The organism is Pedobacter gandavensis (genome assembly GCF_032678745.1).
GTDB lineage: Bacteria > Bacteroidota > Bacteroidia > Sphingobacteriales > Sphingobacteriaceae > Pedobacter > Pedobacter gandavensis_C.
This window is the reverse complement of sequence record NZ_JAVTST010000001.1, coordinates 327,426-347,018: the sequence shown is the minus strand read 5'-3', so window position 1 is coordinate 347,018 and position 19,593 is coordinate 327,426. Positions and strand designations below refer to the sequence as shown.

Annotated in this window: 12 protein-coding genes; 2 read left to right on the top strand and 10 right to left on the bottom strand. The window is 41.5% G+C overall.

The features are described from left to right. Positions 1–3: 3 nt before the first annotated feature. The 8 genes from egtD to R2S10_RS01315 form a co-directional block, all read right to left on the bottom strand. Positions 4–981, bottom strand: a complete 978-nt coding sequence (gene egtD / locus R2S10_RS01350) for an L-histidine N(alpha)-methyltransferase (RefSeq protein ID WP_316838631.1) — start codon at positions 979–981, stop codon at positions 4–6. 14 nt (positions 982–995) lie between these two features. Then, positions 996–2,147 (bottom strand): ergothioneine biosynthesis protein EgtB, encoded by a 1,152-nt coding sequence (gene egtB, locus R2S10_RS01345; protein WP_316838630.1) that lies wholly within the window; start codon positions 2,145–2,147, stop codon positions 996–998. Then, positions 2,147–3,724, bottom strand: coding sequence for an ABC transporter permease/substrate-binding protein (locus R2S10_RS01340; RefSeq protein WP_316838629.1), 1,578 nt, complete (start codon positions 3,722–3,724; stop codon positions 2,147–2,149). The genes egtB and R2S10_RS01340 overlap by 1 nt, the downstream gene beginning before the upstream one ends. Next, entirely contained in the window at positions 3,717–4,712 is a 996-nt protein-coding gene (locus R2S10_RS01335; protein WP_316838628.1) for an ABC transporter ATP-binding protein, read from the bottom strand. Before R2S10_RS01335 ends, R2S10_RS01340 begins: the two co-directional genes overlap by 8 nt. A gap of 48 nt (positions 4,713–4,760) precedes the next feature. After that, positions 4,761–6,146: a dihydrolipoyl dehydrogenase gene (gene lpdA / locus R2S10_RS01330; RefSeq protein ID WP_316838627.1), complete on the bottom strand. Its 1,386-nt coding sequence runs from the start codon at positions 6,144–6,146 to the stop codon at positions 4,761–4,763. 358 nt (positions 6,147–6,504) lie between these two features. Further along, positions 6,505–7,641 (bottom strand): efflux RND transporter periplasmic adaptor subunit, encoded by a 1,137-nt coding sequence (locus tag R2S10_RS01325; RefSeq protein ID WP_316838626.1) that lies wholly within the window; start codon positions 7,639–7,641, stop codon positions 6,505–6,507. A gap of 1 nt (position 7,642) precedes the next feature. Further along, positions 7,643–11,983 carry a CusA/CzcA family heavy metal efflux RND transporter gene (locus tag R2S10_RS01320; protein WP_316838625.1) on the bottom strand — a complete coding sequence of 1,447 codons (4,341 nt, stop codon included), beginning with the start codon at positions 11,981–11,983 and terminating at the stop codon, positions 7,643–7,645. 79 nt (positions 11,984–12,062) lie between these two features. After that, complete coding sequence (locus tag R2S10_RS01315; RefSeq protein WP_316838624.1) at positions 12,063–12,443, bottom strand: hypothetical protein; 381 nt, start codon at positions 12,441–12,443, stop codon at positions 12,063–12,065. Positions 12,444–12,649: 206 nt separating this feature from the next. On the opposite strand from R2S10_RS01315, the gene R2S10_RS01310 reads away from it, so the two are divergent. Further along, on the top strand, positions 12,650–13,249 hold the full coding sequence (locus R2S10_RS01310) for a hypothetical protein (protein WP_316838623.1): 600 nt from the start codon (positions 12,650–12,652) through the stop codon (positions 13,247–13,249). Positions 13,250–13,353: 104 nt separating this feature from the next. Here the strand turns inward: R2S10_RS01310 and R2S10_RS01305 are convergent, their stop codons facing one another. Continuing rightward, the gene (locus tag R2S10_RS01305) at positions 13,354–15,843 is read right to left on the bottom strand and encodes a mechanosensitive ion channel family protein (protein ID WP_316838622.1); all 2,490 of its coding nucleotides are present in this window, start codon (positions 15,841–15,843) and stop codon (positions 13,354–13,356) included. 112 nt (positions 15,844–15,955) lie between these two features. On the opposite strand from R2S10_RS01305, the gene R2S10_RS01300 reads away from it, so the two are divergent. Further along, complete coding sequence (locus R2S10_RS01300; protein WP_316838621.1) at positions 15,956–16,804, top strand: hypothetical protein; 849 nt, start codon at positions 15,956–15,958, stop codon at positions 16,802–16,804. A gap of 94 nt (positions 16,805–16,898) precedes the next feature. Here R2S10_RS01300 and R2S10_RS01295 read toward each other — a convergent pair whose 3' ends face one another. Beyond that, on the bottom strand, positions 16,899–19,592 hold the full coding sequence (locus R2S10_RS01295; RefSeq protein ID WP_316838620.1) for a DUF4962 domain-containing protein: 2,694 nt from the start codon (positions 19,590–19,592) through the stop codon (positions 16,899–16,901). Position 19,593 lies beyond the last annotated feature (1 nt).

Here is a 19,593-nt window from a genome sequence, read left to right as displayed (position 1 = left end):
AAATCAATCTACTCTCCAAACCGCGTCCACAAAGTATTTGTTTTCATCAAAAAAGCGGGAGGTACAATGAAAGCCGGTGGAAATGGCCATTTCTTCCATTTCCGAAAGCGCATACTTTTGTGAAATCTCCATATAAACAGGTTCATTTACCGCAAACTGAACAATATTTTCTCCTCCAATTCGAACAAACTGGTCTTTCAAACTAATGAGGTAACTTTTACATGCACCGGATTCCGGGTCGTAGGAAGCATAATGTTCAAAACTCTGCAGGTCGAAATCTGCATCCAGTTCCCTGTTGATGCGATGAAGCAGGTTGAGGTTGAAGGCAGCAGTAATGCCATTTGCATCATTATAGGCTGCTAATATTTGTTTAGGGTTTTTCTTCAAATCAAAACCAATCACCAACAGGTCTCCTGTTGACAAGGAAGTATTCAGTTCCTTACAAAAATCGCGGGCTTCTTCCAGCTCCATATTCCCAATATTTGCGCCCATAAAAAGCACCACCTTCCTCCGATTGGAAAGCGCAGTGCCTTGGTGTAGCATCTCAAAATAGTCCCCATTCAGTCCTTTAATAACCAATCCTGGCAGTTCTTTCGGCAAATGACTTTCCAGATGAGCGATCACATTGGCAGATATATCGATTGGCAAATAAGTAAATTCCTGTTTACGCTGACTCAGCTCTTTCAACAAATGAATAGATTTAGTGGCATCTCCGGCACCAAGTTCGATCAGGTCGAATGGCGTGTTTTCAGCAGTAATCAAGTCGGCAATTGCAGCGCTTTGTTTGGAAAAAATCTCCATCTCCGCATTGGTCAGGTAGTATTCCTCCATTTCCATGATCTGCTGAAAAAGCAGGTCGCCCTGATGGTCGTAAAAGTATTTAGGCTGCATATATTTCGGACTGGCATTTAATCCGGTTAAAACATCATTCCTGAATTGGGCAGTCGTAATTGCTTGTACTTCTATTTTAGTTTTGTCCATATATATAGCCTCTGTTATTTGGCAAGTCGAATTCCTGTGAATTGCCACCTTAATTGTGGATGAAAAAAGTTTCTATAAGTGATCCTGCTATGTGCGGCAGATGTAGCCACAGAGGCCCCCCGCAATACTTTTTGGTTGACCATAAATTTCCCGTTATACTCTCCGATTGCTCCTGGCGCTTTACTGAATCCCGGATAAGGCAGATAGGCACTTTCGGTCCATTCCCACCGTTGTCCCCATTTAAAAGTAGTCGCGGCCACCTCCCATTCAAATTCTGTGGGCAGTCTGCGCTTGGCCCAACTGGCAAAAGCATAGGCTTCATAATAGCTCACATGTGTTAGCGGTTCATTAAGATCGAGTGGCTGAAACCCTGCAAGCGTATAGGTATGCCATTGCCCATCTACCAAATGCCAATACATTGGCGCGCTGATTTGATTGTTCTTTAGCCAGTCCCAACCTTCCGAATGCCAGTAAACAAAATTCTGATAGCCACCGTCATTGATAAATTCCAGATATTCAGCATTGCTGAGGAGATTGGAGCTAATCGAAAATTCAGGTAAGTATACCTTATGCCGACCTAGCTCATTGTCGAAACAGAAATCTGTTCCATTATAACCAATCTCGTATACTCCTGCAGCAATACTGATCATTTCTCTATTTCCTATTGGATTTGGAGAATGCCCTACAACTGTCTTGTGGTAAGCAGGAAAGAGTGGATTGTGTCCCAGTATATATTTGATGTCCGTCAGCAAAAGCTCCTGATGTTGCTGCTCATGGTTAAAACCGAGCAACAGCAATTCTTCAGTATTTTGGCTGAGCGGACTTTCCAGGAAGCGCAGCATTGCAGCATCTACATATGCGCGATATTCATAAATCTCTTTCACTCCCGGCCTACTCAAATTCCCCCGATCTGTACGGATCACCCTGTTTCCTATCGTCTCATAATAACTGTTAAAAACATAGTTATATGCAGCATTGTAAACCTGATAACCGGGCATAAAGGCTTCCAGAATAAAGGTTTCAAAAAACCAGGTGGTATGGCCCAGGTGCCATTTAGGTGGACTCACATCTACGATAGGTTGTACCACATAATCTTCAACCTCCAGGGGTTCGCAAATCTGTTCAGAATGTTTTCTTATCTGCAGGTACTTTTCCGCTAGTGTCATCAATTCGTATCTAAGTAGTTTTTAAGTTCTGTAATGGTAGTAACACCTAGTGCTTTCGATTGTTTTCTCCTCATCATCAAGGCATAAGAATTGTTAAACCCTATAGGAGTAAGCCACTTCAACTGGTATTGCTGTTGAAACATTTTGCTCACATAATCATATACTTTTTCTTTATCCTGGCTAATACTTTTCAGTAATGTCTGATCTGGATTTAGCAACACCAGTAAACCGGTCCCCGTATATTCCGGGTAAAAATCAATCTGATCATTGACCAGCGCATCAAAGCAAATTTTAGTCCCACCCAGGCCGGATTTTGTAGCCACCTGATAATTGGTATTTCCTTCTATCAACATCCGATAGATCTGGGCAAGAATATATTGTTCGCCAAAGATTTTTGAACCAATCCGGACGATTTCCCCATTTCCATTCCTAGGATTTTTATACAGTCCGGCAGACATTAAGAAATCTTTAGCCACGCGTTCCGGACTCTGCTTCAGGTAATCTGTGCGGTAATTAAGCGCAACCATCGTAGAATCATTGATTTTTCCGGCAAGCTGATTCAATACCGCTTCCAATTGCGGAAACTTTTTCAAACTCTGTTCGCGGACCACCGGTACAGCATCATATGGAGGAAATATTCCCTTATCATCTTTCAGAACAATCAGATCGAAGGCCTTTAACCTGCCATCAGTAGAGTATCCGCTGATGACATCCAGTTCTTTTTCATAAGCCGCTTTATACATCACCGCATCGCTAATTACCCGAGTCGGGATCTTTAATCCATACACCGATTTCAGTCCAAGGTTCCCGTCTTGTCGGCCCATAAATTCAGGAGTAAATCCGGCGGTAAGCTTGGTATCCGCCCTTGCCACAGTTGGCCAGAATTCATAACTCAGTAAACAAAGACTTAGTATAATAGCCACATAGCCCAGTTTTTTAAGCTTAATAAAATCCAATTGCTGAAGTTTAGACAATAGGAAATCTAAACCGATTGCCAATAAAGCCGCTGGAATTGCACCTGCAAGGATCATATTGCTATTGTTTAGCGAAATGCCTCCAAAAATAAACTCCCCTAATCCGCCAGCGGCGATAAAGGAAGCGAGTGTGGCTACACCTACATTAATCACTGCAGCCGTTCTGATACCGGCAAGGATCACTGGCATGGCCAAAGGCAATTCTACGCGGAAAAGGACTTGTTTTTTATTCATTCCCAAAGCATTTGCTGCTTCAATAACATCTCTGTCAATGCCTGTTATTCCTGTAAAAGTATTTCGGATAATGGGCAATAAAGCATATACCAGGAGCGCTACGATTGCTGGTTTCGCACCAATTCCAAGTATTGGAATCATAAAACCCAGAAGAGCGATACTTGGAATGGTTTGCAGTACCCCGGCAAAACCCAATACTCCTGCCGCCCATTTACGATTTCTGGCGATAAACATCCCAAGGGGAAGGCCGATAGCAATGGCTAGCAATAAAGACGTAAAAGTAAGTCCGAGATGCTGTAAAGTCTGATTGAACAGCTTATCCTTCTGCTCCCACATGAAATTCCATAAGGTTTGCTCGCGCTCATTCATGAATATACTGTTGTTGATAGTCCTGAAAAGCCTGAGTTAATTCTGGAAAACTAATGGTTTTCCTTTGTTCTGAACTATCCTCCAAAACGAAGGTCACATAGTCATTTATGGTAAAATTGAAACACTCCATTGCCCGCCATGTACTTAAGGTTGCGGCTTGCAATCTGCCATTGTTTTCCGTAGCCTGTTGTTGATATTGATCGCCGTTATAATGATCTGGCAACAATTCCCATAGATCTTTAATGCTGACAGATTTAAATTCCAGGGTTAAACGTGCGCCATCGAGAAACTGCCGTACAAAATCATTGGCGGGTCTATATAGTAAATCCTTTGCAGTACCAATCTGAACCACCTCTCCTTTGTTCATCAAACAAATCCTGTCGGCCAGATCAAAAGCCTCCTGAACATCATGCGTTACCATGACAATCGTTTTTCGTTTTAATGCTTCTAATTCTTTAAACTCCACATGAATCTTTGACCGGGTTACATTGTCGAGCGCTCCAAAAGGCTCATCCATCAATAAGATTGCAGGATCAGCAACCAAGGCTCTTGCCAGGCCTACCCTTTGCTGTTGTCCACCACTCAATTCATGGGGAAATAGCGGCAGACAATCGGGAGCCAATCGAAGTTTCCCTAATAATTCATGTGTTTTTTCCTGGATTTTCTCTTCAGACCAGTTTAATAACTTCGGCACTACTGCAATATTTTGCGCAACCGTATAATGAGGAAAAAGACCTATATTTTGCATCACATAACCAATTTTTCGCCGCAGTATTTCGGGTTGCTCATCAGTTGCAGACTGGCCAAGGATGTTGATATTTCCACTATCAGGTTCAATGAGGCGGTTGATCATTTTGAGCGTAGTGGTTTTCCCACAACCGCTGGTTCCCAGGATCACCATGGTTTCTCCTTCCAATACCGTAAAAGACACTTCTTTTACGGCTTGTGTATCTCCAAAACGCTTACTGACTGCGGATAATTCAATCATCTATTTACTTTCAAGGTTCATAAAAAGTTTATTTAAACATGGCACAGGCTATTCTTTTTCGATACTCATAAACAGGTTATTGATAGATTCTGAAAATGTTGGATGGGCAAAAACACCATACATTAGCTTATCATAGGTGATCTTCCCTTCCATCGCCATTTGAAGTACCGCCATAATCTCGCCGCCTTCTACTGCAAGAATAGAAACTCCTAAAATCTGTTTACTTTTTGGCGCTACAACAGCCTTCATAAAGCCTGAAGTCTGACCGGTTTCAATGCCACGGGCTACACGCGACATCGGTATTTTTGCCACCAAATAATTCAGGCCTCTTGCTTTGGCTTCCTTTTCAGAAAGCCCAACCCGACCCAGTTGAGGATCCGTAAACATGCAATATGGAACCGGCCTATCCTTCCTGCTATGCCTTCCTTTTTCTATCAGGTTCCTATAAACAATTGTATAATCATGATAAGCGATATGTGTAAAAGCCGGACCACCATTGACATCCCCCAGTGCATAAATTCCTTTCACATTCGTTTCCAGTTTATCATTCACCAGGATATATCCATTCTTATTTATTTTTATACCTGGAACATCTAGGTTCAAAGCAGCCGTCTGCGGAGTTCTGCCAACGGCGATCAAAAGATGAGTTGCCTTAATAGTTCTCATTTCTTCCAAAGATTTCAGCTGAATTTTCAGCTTATTTTCATTTCCCTCTACTGCTGTAATGGTGGTATTGGTTAGAATTTCCAAACCCTCCTCTTTCAATATTTTAGTCATTTCGGAAGAGACATCATCATCTTCGCGTCCCATAATTCGCTCAGATTTCTCCAGGATAGTTACTTTGCTACCCAAACGCTGAAATAGCTGACCAAATTCCAGACCGATATAATTCCCACCAAGAATCACCAGATGTTCAGGAATTTCAGTTAAATCAAGGATACTACTGGAAGTCAGGTGATTTGTTGCCGTTAAGCCTGGTAATTCCGGGATTCGAGGTTTAGCGCCGGTATTGATAAAGATCCATTCTGCGGAGAGTAACAATTCCTTCCCATCAGCTGTCTTTACCGTCAATTCTTTTAAACCCGAAAATGTAGCACTACCATGAATAAGGTCTAAACCTTTAATTGATTTCAGGCCTTTTTCTGCCCCATTCCGAAAGGACTCAACGATCTCATCTTTCCTTTTCTTAATCTTTTTAAAGTCGACCTTTAGCGACCCTATTTCGATACCCAATTTAGCAGCCATCCTGGCCCGATGTGCGGCATGGGCAGAAGCGATCATCGTTTTTGTTGGCGTACAGCCATTATTGATACAAGTGCCACCAACCATACTTTGCTCGATAATGGCAGTCTTTTTTCCGGCTTCGGCCAGCTTTTTAGCCAATGGTATTCCAGCCTGTCCGGCTCCAATGATAATCGCATCGTAATGTTTCATACTTTGTTTCTTTTACCGATTCATAAATGCACTCTTAAATATAACTACTTATCAGCTTAAATGTTTGGAACAGGAAAAGGGAAGCAGCATTAAAAGGAAGGCCGCAGATTAAATCAGCAATAGCGATTAATTACCACTGATATTGGCTGGGGCTTTGATTGCTATCTGGAGAAGGATGGCCAGGGCTTTCTGCCTGAAAAACCGGGATCAGCTCCATAGCTGTACCCTAGCAAAGCCCTATCGGATTAAGCTTATACTAGAAAACCGCCAGCAATGAACAGGCCCATGTTAGCAGCCCAATTCATTACTGGTGGTTTCTCAATCTTCTATTAGGGGAAATAGAAATTCTTCAAATGACTTACTCTTCGGTAGTATTTTTCAATTTCATGAGTAAAGAATAAGCACCTTTTACCACGATGTTCTTTCCTTTAAGGTCTGAAAGCAGGGCAGTAAAGCCTTGTTCAGTACCACCTTTCTTTACTTCTGTCATTTTGAAATTGTCCTTACCATTACTCACAAACACATAATCTTTGTTCTCAAAATTCACAAAAGCATCTTCCGGCAAAGCATCTACTTTATCATTATTCACCTGCACTACTGCATTCATATACATTCCCGGCACGAGCTTCTGATCATATTGATCGAAGTCGCAATGAACAGCAGTGCTTCTTTCTTCATTTAGTGCATGACTCACCAACACCACTTTAGTGAGGTGTTTTTTGTCTGGTTTAGCATTGCTAAAGGCCATCACCTGCTGACCGATTTTTATCTTCGCCAGATCCTTTTCAAACACTGTCAAATTCAAGTGGATATTATCCGGATTAACCAGTTCAAAAATCACATCTGAAGGCAATACGTACTTACCAATGTTCACATTCACTTTGCTCACATAGCCATTGATTGGCGAATAAATCCCTACCGTCCTACTGATGTTATCTTCGGTAAGTTTAGCTGGATTTAATCCGATCAACCTTAACTTTTCCGCTAAGGCTTTACTTTCAATGCTGAAATTTCTGTATTCATTTTCTGCCTGTTGCAATACTTTATCACTACCTGCTTTAGCAGTATGAAGTTCGCGTTGTCTGTTGTATTCTTTCAATGCAAAACCCAGTTTATTTTTTGTACTCAGGTAATCCTGTTGCAATTGGATGTACTGTGGATCTTCAATAGTCGCTAAAACCTGACCTTTTCTTACCCGCGTACCGGGGATCATTTGTGTCGATTTCAGGTATCCTCCTAAAGGCACACTCACTGATACCAGATTTTGAGGTGGCACTTCAATTTGTCCGCTGAGCTTCAATACCGTACTGATCTCACGAGGCTGTACTTCCTGAAGCTTCAAATCGATCTGTTTAACTTGCTCCGGACTCAATTGCACGATGCTTTCCTCTATTATAAGCGGAGCATTCGACTCTTCTTTGGCGCTGCTGCTACATCCATAAATAAGTACTGGAAATAATAAAACTGGCAAATATTTAAAAACTATAGATTTCATGTTATTTTGATAAAAGGTAATTCAATTGAATAATACTGTTGTTGAGGTTGATAATGGCATTAAAATAATCCATACGGAGGGCTAAAGCCTGTTGGTTCAGTACCGTCCATTCCAGATAATTGATTTCCCCCTTTTGCAATTGTTTATTCAATGTTTGGGTAATTTCTCTGGCATTTTTCAAAGCATTACTTTCAAAATCCGCTACAATTTCTTTGTTCTTTTTCAACTGCTGAATGCCATCTTCCATTTCCGCCTGCAACTGTTTCTTTGCATAAGCAGTTTCATTTATGGCGAGTTCCTGCTGTGTTTTTGCAGATTTTATCCTTGCTTTCTGGGCTCCTGAAAAGATCGGGATACCGACACCCAGCTGAAAGGAATGAAACCTTGAACCCAGGTCATAACGCATCCCATCCTGCAGACTCATATTTTGATAACCCAACGTGATTCCAGGGAGCAATTTTGCCTTTTCAACACCAGTATTGGCTTTGGCCAGTTGCTCCTGTTGTACATGCAATTTCAACACAGGGTGATTTTCCAGCATCTCAGGAGCGATATCAGTCCAGCCTAGCTTAAAATCAGGGGCCTTTGGCCAACGTTTTTCTCCGCTATTGATCAATAACATAAACTGCTGCTGCAGGAAACTAAACTCCTTTTGCAACTCTTTCTTTTGTCGGCCAATTTGTGTCAATTGATTTTCCGCAGTCGCCTTTTCCAGCATATTGGTTTCTCCAGCTTTAAACCTTAAAGTGGCAATTCTCAAAAACTCGCGATAGGTGCTGTCCATCGCTACCAGCAAAGCTTCTTTTTCCGCGATCACCAATAGCTCGTAAAACATGGAACTGGTCAACTTTTTCAGTTCTGCTTGTTTTAAATCCACATCCAGCAAACTCAGTTTCCATTCTTCAACACCTCTGGTTTTTTGCCTGGCATAAAGGGTTGGTAAACTAAAACTCTGACTGACCCCAAAGCCATTGTCAATCAGGGAACTATTGAATTTCCCATACTGCCCGGATAAATTGGTCTGGGGAATATCCCCTGCCGTTCTAATCAGCTGATGTGCTTGTTCGGCTCTTAACTTTTGGCCTTTAACCAGCAGATTCCCTGTGGTAGCGCTGTCTAAAGCCTCCTTTAGATCGATGGGTCTTTGTGCCAGAACCGTATTAAAAGGGCTAAAAGCAAAAACCAACAGGATCAGTGTAGCTACCGATTTGGCGTGTTTAACAGGTTTCAAACCTTTCTCCACCGCAATATATAGGATTGGCAAGACGAAAAGCGTCAACAAAGTGGCAATCATCAATCCACCAATTACTACTGTGGCCAGCGGCCGCTGTACTGCAGCACCTGCCCCATTACTCAATGCCATCGGCAAGAAGCCTAAAGAAGCTACAAAAGCAGTCATTAATACCGGTCTTAACCTCGTATTGGTTCCCTGCATCACTACATTTTTCATATCTGTTTCTCCGGTTTTTTTAATGCGGTTGAACTCTGCAACCAATACAATCCCATTCAATACGGCAATACCAAATAAAGCGATAAAGCCAACCCCTGCACTAATGCTAAAAGTCATCCCACGAATGGCCAGCAGGAAAATCCCTCCAATCGCCGACAATGGGATGGCGGTATAAATCAACAGGCCATATTTTATAGAGTCAAAAGCAAAGTATAACAGTAAGAAAATGAGAATCAATGATACTGGAACAGCTACAGACAATCTAGATTTGGCCTCATTCAGGTTTTCAAAAGATCCACCATAAGCCACTGTATAACCTACCGGCAATTTGATCTTTTCCTCTACTTTTTCCTGCAATTCGTTCACGATGCTTTCTACATCCCGGCCGTTCACATTAAAGCCTACCAATACCCTTCTTTGCGTATTTTCTCTTTGAATCTGACTTGGGCTGTCTACCAGCTCGACGGTAGCCACCTGACTTAAAGGAATCTGATGACCTGCAGGTGTTGGGATCAGCAACTGCTGTACATCAGTCAGGTCTTTTCGATTTTCATTTTCTAATCTCACCACCAATTCGAAGCGCTTCTCCCCTTCAAAAACAAGCCCTGTACTCTGACCTGCAAAAGCCGCATTGATGTTTCTGTTAACTTCAGCAATGTTCAATCCATACTGCGCAATTGCGGGCCTGTTGTACTTAATCACAATCTGAGGCGTTCCGGAAATCTGTTCTACATAATGCTCCGTAGTTCCTTCCACACTTCTCACAATATTGCCCAATTGCTTGGCATATACACTCAAAGTATCCAGGTTTTCGCCATAGATCTTGCAGACCACATCTTGCCTGGCTCCCGTCATCAGCTCATTAAAGCGCATCTGAACCGGGAACTGAAAACTCGTGGTTACCCCTGGAACTTCCGAAGCCGCTTTACTCATTTTTTCAGACAACTCATCAAAAGAGCTGGCGGAAGTCCATTCACTTTTCTTTTTCAGGTTGATGATCATATCCCCCATATCCATTGGCAATGGCTCTGTAGGCACTTCACTACTACCAATTTTGGTCACGATATTTTTCACTTCCGGGAATCGGGATTTCAAAATCGCAGATACCTTCTGTACGTTTTCTATGGTTGTATTCAGGCTACTACCAGAAAGCACCCTGGTTTCTACTGCATAATCTCCTTCTTCAATCGATGGAATAAACTCACCACCGAGTCTCGTTAATAAAAAGACCGCAAACACGAACATGGCCACCACTACTGTTAAAATGAGTTTAGGAATTGCCAATGCACGGTTTAATATTTTGCTATAACCGGATTCAATTCTTGCCATCAGGCGATCAGAAAAGTTCTTTTTATCGCTGATCGTTTTACTCAGGAACACGGTACTCATCATTGGAATATAGGTTAGCGACAAGATAAAGGCGCCTAACAGTGCGAATGCTACCGTTTGTGCCATTGGCTTGAACATCTTCCCTTCAATTCCCTGCAAACTGAAAATCGGCAGGTACACAATCAGGATAATGATCTGTCCGAAAACCGCACTATTCATCATTTTCGAAGAAGCACTTTTCACTTCTTTATCCATTTCCTGCTGAGATAGCGTCCGCAATCCGGCAAATTTCTTGCTATGTGTCAATTGATGCATCACGGCTTCTACGATAATCACCGCACCATCTACAATCAATCCAAAATCCAGGGCACCAAGGCTCATCAGGTTGCCACTTACCCCAAACAAATTCATCATGATGATGGCAAAAAGCATGGAAAGGGGAATTACAGAGGCCACCAGTAAACCAGCGCGGACATTTCCTAAAAACAGCACCAGTACAAAGATGACAATCAAGGCCCCTTCCATCAGGTTTGTCTTTACAGTATCAATTGCATTGCTCACCATATCCGTGCGGTCCAAAAATGGCTCTACGACTACACCTTCCGGCAGCATCTTTTGTATCTCGGCAATCTTTGATTTGATACTTTCAATCACCACATTACTATTGGCACCTTTTAACATCATTACAATTCCACCGGAAACCTCTCCTTCGTCATTGTAAATCAGGGCACCATAACGTGTTGCTGAGCCGATTTTCACTTCCGCAACATCACGAACCAATAAGGGTACATTGTTATTTTTGTTCTTGATGACTACATTTTCTATGTCGTCTTTATTTTCAATCAGTCCTTCGCTTCTGATATAGCTTACCGATGATTGTTTCTCTATATAAGAACCGCCAGTATTCTGGTTGTTACTTTCCAAAGCATTAAACACATCGGCAATGGTAATCCCATGCGCCTGTAATTTATTGGGATTGATGGCTACCTCATATTGTTTCAATTTACCTCCAAAACTACTCACTTCGGCTACCCCTTTTACACCCAGGAGTTGTCGCCTAACCACCCAATCCTGGAGCGTCCGCAATTCGGTGATGTCGTATTTGCTTTCGTAACCTTTTTTAGGTTTCAGCACATACTGGTAAATCTCTCCGAGACCTGTAGAAATAGGTCCCATTTCAGGCTTCCCTATGCCATCAGGAATACTTGCCTGTACAGTCAGCAATCGTTCTGAAACCTGTTGTCTGGCCCAGTAAACATCTACATCGTCGTTAAAAACCAGGGTTACCAGCGAAAGTCCAAAACGGCTATAACTTCTGATTTCCTTGATTCCGGCAATATTACTACTTGCCTGTTCTACGGGGAATGTGACCAGTCTTTCGATATCTGTGGCGCCATAAGAAGGCGCAGTGGTGATAATTTGCACCTGATTATTGGTAATATCAGGCACTGCATCTACGGGCAGCTTTGTCAATTCAAAAGCACCGTAAATGATCAGCGCGATGGTAAATAGCGCTACTATGAGTTTATTCTTTACAGAAAACCCAATGATTTTATTCAACATAAAAAAATTGTAATGTGATTTATTCTTCTAACAATAAGAGCTAAACCAGGGAATTATCCTGCCGGTTTAGTAGTATAAATCAAACTTTTGGCGGTTGCCAAATGGTATCCAGGTAAGCGGATGGGACATGGTCATCGTTATAAATGACTGTTTTTGTGCGTAGCTGAGCGCTAAATACTTTAATCTGGTATTTATGGAATGGTGGAGCAGCAGAATTGCTTAAAACGGAGTGCTGATCAACCGATTTAAAAGGCAATTGATTATCGCGTTCCTGGTCATTGTCTGTATGCGGCACAGAATTATAATGGTCAAACAGAAAGGTAGAGAAGGTAATATCCTCATTTATAGCCTTGTGTTCGAAATAATGTTGAAAAAGTAAGGGCAGTTTGATTAATTCCTGCAATCCGGTAGAAAAAATGAGGAGGATTAAAGTGATAAATATGGCAATGCGCTTCTTCAAGGCCTCAAATGTATCGGTTTCTTTGCTCCCAAAAAAGGGAAATACCGTAACTTTTCTATAAAGATTGACTAAAAAACTTCGAATCAATTACTTGACCATAGTTTTCTAAGCTAAAATCGGCAATGTGAAAATTGCTAAGTTATCAGGTCCAATTGCATGAATCCAGTCAAAAGCAGTATCTTTAACTACTTATAAAAAACACGCATATGAAAATACAATTTCCAGTTATTGGTCTCCTAAGCGGGATGCTTCTATTTAGCTGTACCTCTTCAGAAAAAAAAGAGAACAATACTGATACCCTCAGTGCAGTACAAAATTCGACAGCAACTCCAACAGATACAACTGTAGCAACTGTACCTGCTGTTGATCAAAAGACAGTTGATCTGATCAAGCTTAAGTTGAACGAGATATACAAAGATGATCTGGCGAAAAACCTGATTGATACCCCAAGCAGAAAATTCAAACTGTTTGAAGTCAACCTGAATGAGGACCCTAAAAAAGAGATTTTAGTGGGATTAACAGGTTCTTATTTTTGTGGATCAGGAGGATGCACCATGCTATTATTTGATGCAGAAGGAAAAGTCCTTAATAAATTCACGGTCGTGGATTACCCTGTTTCGGTTGCCACAACAAGCACAAAAGGTTGGAAAGATCTGATTATTCAAAGCAATGGAAAAGATCATTTGATAAAGTATAATGGAAAAGCCTATCCTGCTAATCCAAGCATCCAGGCTGTTGCAGATGCTACAGCCAAAAAAGATGCCCTTAGCGGTTTAGCACTTAGCGATCCATCGTTTAACTGGTAAGCCAGGTATAAAATAAATCAGGAATCATTTTTTTCCTAAAAGGAGCGGCTACTCATTTTTTCAATGAATAGCCGCTCCTTTTATTATTTCTTAGGGCTCCCCCTTTATTCCTTATGATCATTATCGGAATGATCACCCAAATTACGCAGATATACCTCATGTTGAGGGAATGGGATTTTGATCTCATTTTCTTTAAAAGCGGCAGCGATGGCAATGATCAGGTCGCTTCTGGTGGCATAAGTCTCCCCAATATGCTTCGCCCAGAAATAAATCTTCAGGTCAATCGAACTGTCATTAAATTGTTCAAATTGCACAATGGGACCAGGATTTTTACTAATCCGCTCTTCCTTGCCTAAAATCTCCCTTAGAATTTGTCTGCTTTTTTCTAAGTCAGAATCATAAGCAATGCCGATCATGATCGACATCCGTTTCCGGTTTCCACCGAGCGACCAGTTCACCAGCTGGGTATTTAACAGATCTCCATTAGGAACTACTACATCAGCGCCATCCCAATTGGAGATCACACTACTCCGAAATCCAATAGATTTCATGGTTCCTCCTTGTCCGGCGATATCTACAATATCCCCTACATTCACAGGCTTTTCGAATGCAATGATCAAACCGCTCACCAGATTGTTAACCAGGGTTTGCAAACCAAAACCAATACCTACGCCTAAAGCACCTAAAACGATGGTCAGCCTGTCTACCGGAATCCCCGCTGCTGCAACAGCTAAAAATAACCCAATACAAAGAATAGAAATCCGAACCAATAATAACCAGCTGCCTATGCCCTGTCGCTCGTTCTTATTCTCTTTTCCCGGAGAAATGTGTTGATCCGTGGCGAAAAAGGAAACAACTTTAGACACCAGAACCGAACCGCCCATAATAGACAGGAACAAGAGCATATTATTGATCGTGAAGGTATAACTTCCCAATGTACGTTCCTCAGTAAAAAAGTTCAACAGTGGTTTCGACAGGTAGTCGAATGAAGGAAAATTACGACCAATTAATACCAGCCAACCGATCACCAACAATACGTAAAAGAACACAGGAGCCTTTTTCCCAACCCTTTCCAGGTTCAGATAAAACAGCTTCTTATCCTGTCCGGAATACACATTAAAAGCCATTAACAAGCCTTCATTGATCAACCTGACTGTCCATAGAAAAAGAATGGCGATCACCACATTCAAAAATCCACTTATAAAAAGTGTTTTAGCAAGATTATAGCGCCCAAAAGTATTGGCGATGATCGCGGCAAATTCCAGAAAAACCATAAAAGCGATAGACCAGGTGATCCATTTTTCCTTTAGCGTTTCACGATTTCCTTTTATTAAGCTGAATAAACCTAATGCAATGCCCAAGGCAGAAGTAAACAGCATGATCCAGCGTTCTGTTCTGGAGGCTTGTAGTACCATATTGCAGACCGTTGCCAACATAAAAAGCAGGAATATTAATACCCATACCCTCAACCAAAACCTGTTTACAAAACCGATAAAAATCAGCGTCAGACAAATACAAGATACCGACCAGAAAATGGCATTTAGAATAAAAGGCGGGGCGGGGAAAAAGAACTGAAATAAACTGATCACGATCAACACTGCAGAAAGAAAAGGATACCTCAGCACCAATTGTCCTTCAAAATCAGGCTTTAACAGGTTTTCTTTAACATAGATGCTTTTAATCGACCTCAAATAGACAAAGGAGGTGATGATCAATAGAATTAACAGCAATATTTTCCCTATATTATTTTCTACATAGAAGCTGAAAGTCAGTAATCCCTTTGTTTTTGAAAAATCAAGAATCTCTCCAAAAGAACGGGAAAAACCCTCTTCGCCCCAGATGTTACTAAATTCCCGCTTGTAAGTATGGTCTGCCATCTCTCTCTGATAGGTATCCAATTCTTCCAAACTACTTTGCAGTTTAAAAACAGTCATATTGACCTGATTCAGCAAAGTCTGGATATTATTAACGGCAATTTTTAATGCAGAATCTATTGGCTCATTTTCATAAGCGATTACCTTTATTTTCTGCAGGTATTTCATCAGTGTATTAGAATCCGTTGGGAATTTAAATAAGGCGGGCACACTCATTAAAGAATCCATCTGATAACGCAAATTATTCAGGTCTTGCTGACGAATGTCTAACTTCGATTTTCTGAAATTAGCTTTCTTTAATAATTCGGCTAATATTTTGGAAGTAGCTGTTAAATTTCGGAAGGTTTGTGCAGAGCCTTTATTGTTAAAAACCCCATCTCCCGCGATAACAAAATCTTTTTCAATTTCTTTCAATTCGGTCTTAGTACCGGGCGTATCCAGATTTCCTTTAAGGTAGATCTTTGCCTTTTGCATCGTCCTTTTGATTTCCTCAAATGTCTTGATCTGCGCAGTTCTTGCCTTATCCGCCGCAAACTCATCCGCACTTTCTTTTGAAGAGCGCTTTGCAAATGCCTGCATTTTTCCTACAAAATCCAACTTTAAACTGTCTACTGTAACTGCAGTTTTTGCGGTGTCTTTTGTTTGGGCATTTAGCGATAAAACGAAAAACAGGCTTACAAAAAACAAAATCAAGACACTTACTTTTTTTGAAATGATCATCTGATTGGGGATAAAGCCCAATAATACGGAAAAAGCTGCGTTTATTTTTCTTAGAAAACATAAATCAAAACAGCGCAATCCTTGTTATATTTGACAAACAACATCACATATCATGAGAAAAATTCTCTTATTTGTCTTCGCGACAATCATCACACTTAACACTTTCGCTCAGAATCGTCCATCAGTAAAGCCAGACATCATCCAAAAAACCAATGGTGAAGAAATGAAAGGTAAACTGACCAGAATCAGCGATAATGAAGTCAGTTTTATTTATCCTGGCGAAACGGTAGAATACACCATTAAAAAATCTGAGATTTCAAAAATCATCCATGCAAGTGGCCGGGTTGAGGTTTTCGGTCAGAGTTCCCTACCTGCTGCAGATCGACAAAAAGATCAGGTAGCGATGTCGGCCAGCCCTACTGATCACCACAACAAAATTGCGATCCTTCCATTTACTTATTTGATGGACAACCAACCTGGCGCAGAGCAAATCGGCTATAAAGCACAAGAAGATGCCTATGGTTTCCTATCTAAACATTCTGCAGGATATACCATCCTTGATCCAAGAACAACAAATGCGAAGCTCCTTCAAGCGGGCGTAACCAGGGATAAAATGATGGCTTTTACCATGAAAGACATTTGTGATATTCTTGGCGTTGAATATGTAATTGATGGCACCATTATTCAAAACAAAGGCTATCAAACCAGTGCTTCCGGTGGCAGTTCTAATACTAAGGTAAAAAGAGATGGAGAGGAAAAAGTAAGAGGCGTTTCCAGTTCAAATACCAACTATGCCAATTCAGTACAACGATATGAAGTGAGTGTAAGTCTTCATATCTATATGGATAACAATGCAAGCATTTACAATCAAAGTCATAAAGCTTTCCTGACCAGCACTGATGGTTCGTACAATAGTCCTTTGGAATATTTACTAAAAAGAACTCCTTTATACAGGAAATAACAGGTACAAAAACCGCATTTACCAAAACACCCAAAACCACCATTAAGGCAGTTTTGGGTGTTTTAATTTAAGCTTATAGCAAACAAGCCGATGATCAAAATTTCCGATCGTACTTCAATACATCAGGTAGCTGATCGCTTACTTCCTGCTGGTTCAATTTTCCGTTAGCATCTTTTTCCAATAGAAAAGAACTGCCTGTCATTTTAGGCTGATACGCCTTTCCCTGAAAAAGGATGGGTAGTTTTCCATAGTTAAACAAAGATTTACCATTGCCTTCCGATACCTGCAATGCCGGAGCTTTTGTCCCATCCAGTTGTGCTTGAATATCCCAATCACCAATTTTCAAATGATACAATCCCTGATCTGCCTTGATGATTTTAATCATCTGTGCTTCCCCATTTTTCACTTGTATAATGGTTAAGAACCTAAACTTCTGCATCGGTTTCGAAGTAATCCCGGCATGCCATTGATTTACAAAGTCTTTGATCTTGCCTTCATCATTGGTCACTTTATTCCAATTTACCGCTGCCGCTGAAAACTGATCATGGATTACCATATTCAAAGGTTCGTTCGCAAAAACGCTGGCCTTCACCTCCGCTAAATCTGTGATGACCCCGAAGTTTTGCTGATGCGGATCTGTGGTGGTCTCCGCCACAATCTTATCATAAGGTACATGGAATTGCGTAGTCCATTTTACCGGATTTTTGGCTTCCAGCTCATCATATAAGACCACATAACCACCCTCCAATTGCAACATATGTCTGCGGTACAAGGTTACTCCCGGATCGCCATGGCCATTACTTTTCGAAGGTGTCAATTTGATCTGTTTAAACCTGTCCAGCCAAAACTCACTTTTAATCTCGCCATAAGCATTACTGGCATCCCCTAAAGCATATTGAATGTTAGTTCCTGAGATCGTCCGCGGAATCCAGCCGTAGCCTTCTTCCCCTAACTTCTGACCAATGCTATCGGCCAAAATCGTATTGTAAGCCCTCGAAGTACGGTAATACAAGAGGTTATGCTGGTCACTGAAATTGCTATAATAGCCACTTCCACCGAAAATAGTTTTACCCTTATAATTTAAAGTAAAGGCATTTTGAGCGGCATGTCCATGGCCGGAAGATCCGAATGGACTGCTCATCAGGTAGGTACTTAGACTCTTGTCTTCCTGACCTAAATCTTCGTGCATTGCCGCTACGCCAACATCTGCGAAATTCCTTGTTTTGGGTAGCCTGGACGGTGATAATGTACTGAGTTTCCTGTTTGGCTTATAATTCAACAACCTGAACAGCAAGAAATCATCCGTGCCTCTAAAGTACTCCGGTTTTTCGCGTTTGATCTCTGCAACATACCAGTTCAGGTAAGGGTTATCCATTTTAAAAGTCAGCGCTTCTGCAAACCAGGCTTGTCCTTTGACCATGTATGGAATATTTTCCCACATATCACCAGTAGAAGTTGAGGAAGAATGTGGCGGGTAAGTATACAGCATAAAATAAGGCAGATTATGCATCCATGGCAACTTAAAATAATCCACACCGGTAAAATCCCCGAACAGTTGGGAAAGGTACACGATAGACTTAAAGTTGACCCTGAAATAACCATTTCCTTCATGCCAACCGCCATCCGTAGTCCCCAATACCGGGAATCTCGCAGACCATACTTCGTACATATAAGTCATCCATTCCTTAGATTCAGGCACCTCATTGATCACTGCTACTGTAGCAATGGCCAGATTCCTTAGCGTAATTTGCCATACATGATTATCGCTTACATGTAGTTCAAATCTATTTGGCAAATGATTATATACCTTTCTGGCTCTCAGGGTAATCATATCCCTAAGCTCCTTTTTTTCTTCTGCAGATAAGAACTGATAGCCGGCATCGTAAAACCATCCCAGCGCTTCCAATACCGCACCACTGGTAAAATCATCACCTGTCGCCAGGCCATTTGGATTCATCCTGGCAATATTTAGGGCCCGTCTTTTGGCATCTTTAATAAATCTTTCATCCTTAGTCAGTTGATAGGCGATACAAAGATTACGTACCGGATTCCCTACCGCATCTCCAAAACCATGGTACATCCTTTCAACGATGATCTTCTTTTCCAATTTTGTTTTTCCGGTCGTATCAATGATCCGTTGCGGCTTCTCTTCCGGCAAAGGTGCCAGCATTAGCTTCTCAGCAAAAACAATAAACTTTTTTGCTTCAGGATTTTGCAGGTTATTCTGATAAAAATCTTCTCCGATTTTATTCATATTCCACAATCGTGGATGTGGTCCTTCGTTTCGTTTCAGCACTTCCGCAACTGGCGGAGACACTTTAAGCGCTGCATTTCCCGCAGTAGCAGCAACCTGAAAATCATAAACCTGCGACCAGCTCCATTGCTTGCCACCCTTTAACTTATAGCCGTATTTCCAAAACCAGGTCCCCGGTTTTAAAGCCTGGTGTACCGGATAAACCGTCCAACGTTGCTCAGCACTGCTGATTAAATCCTTCTTAAAGTCTTTATCCCTAGCCAGCATCACTTTATAAACTACATTTCCAATGTTAGGATCTTCTTTAACTTCGCTCCCGCTTTCCATTGGCAGCACCATATTTTTACCATTGGTGCCGGGCCAAAGCAAGGCAGGCTCAACAGTAGGCACTATAATCCCGTTTGCGGGATAAGGCCATTCACGTACCCTGGCATGTAGTTTTTCCGCATCAATTTTCAACACCGCATTTTCCTGCTGCGCAAAAAGAGCGACAGAGACCAAGGAAAAGCTGAGTAAAGTCAGTATTTTTTTCATT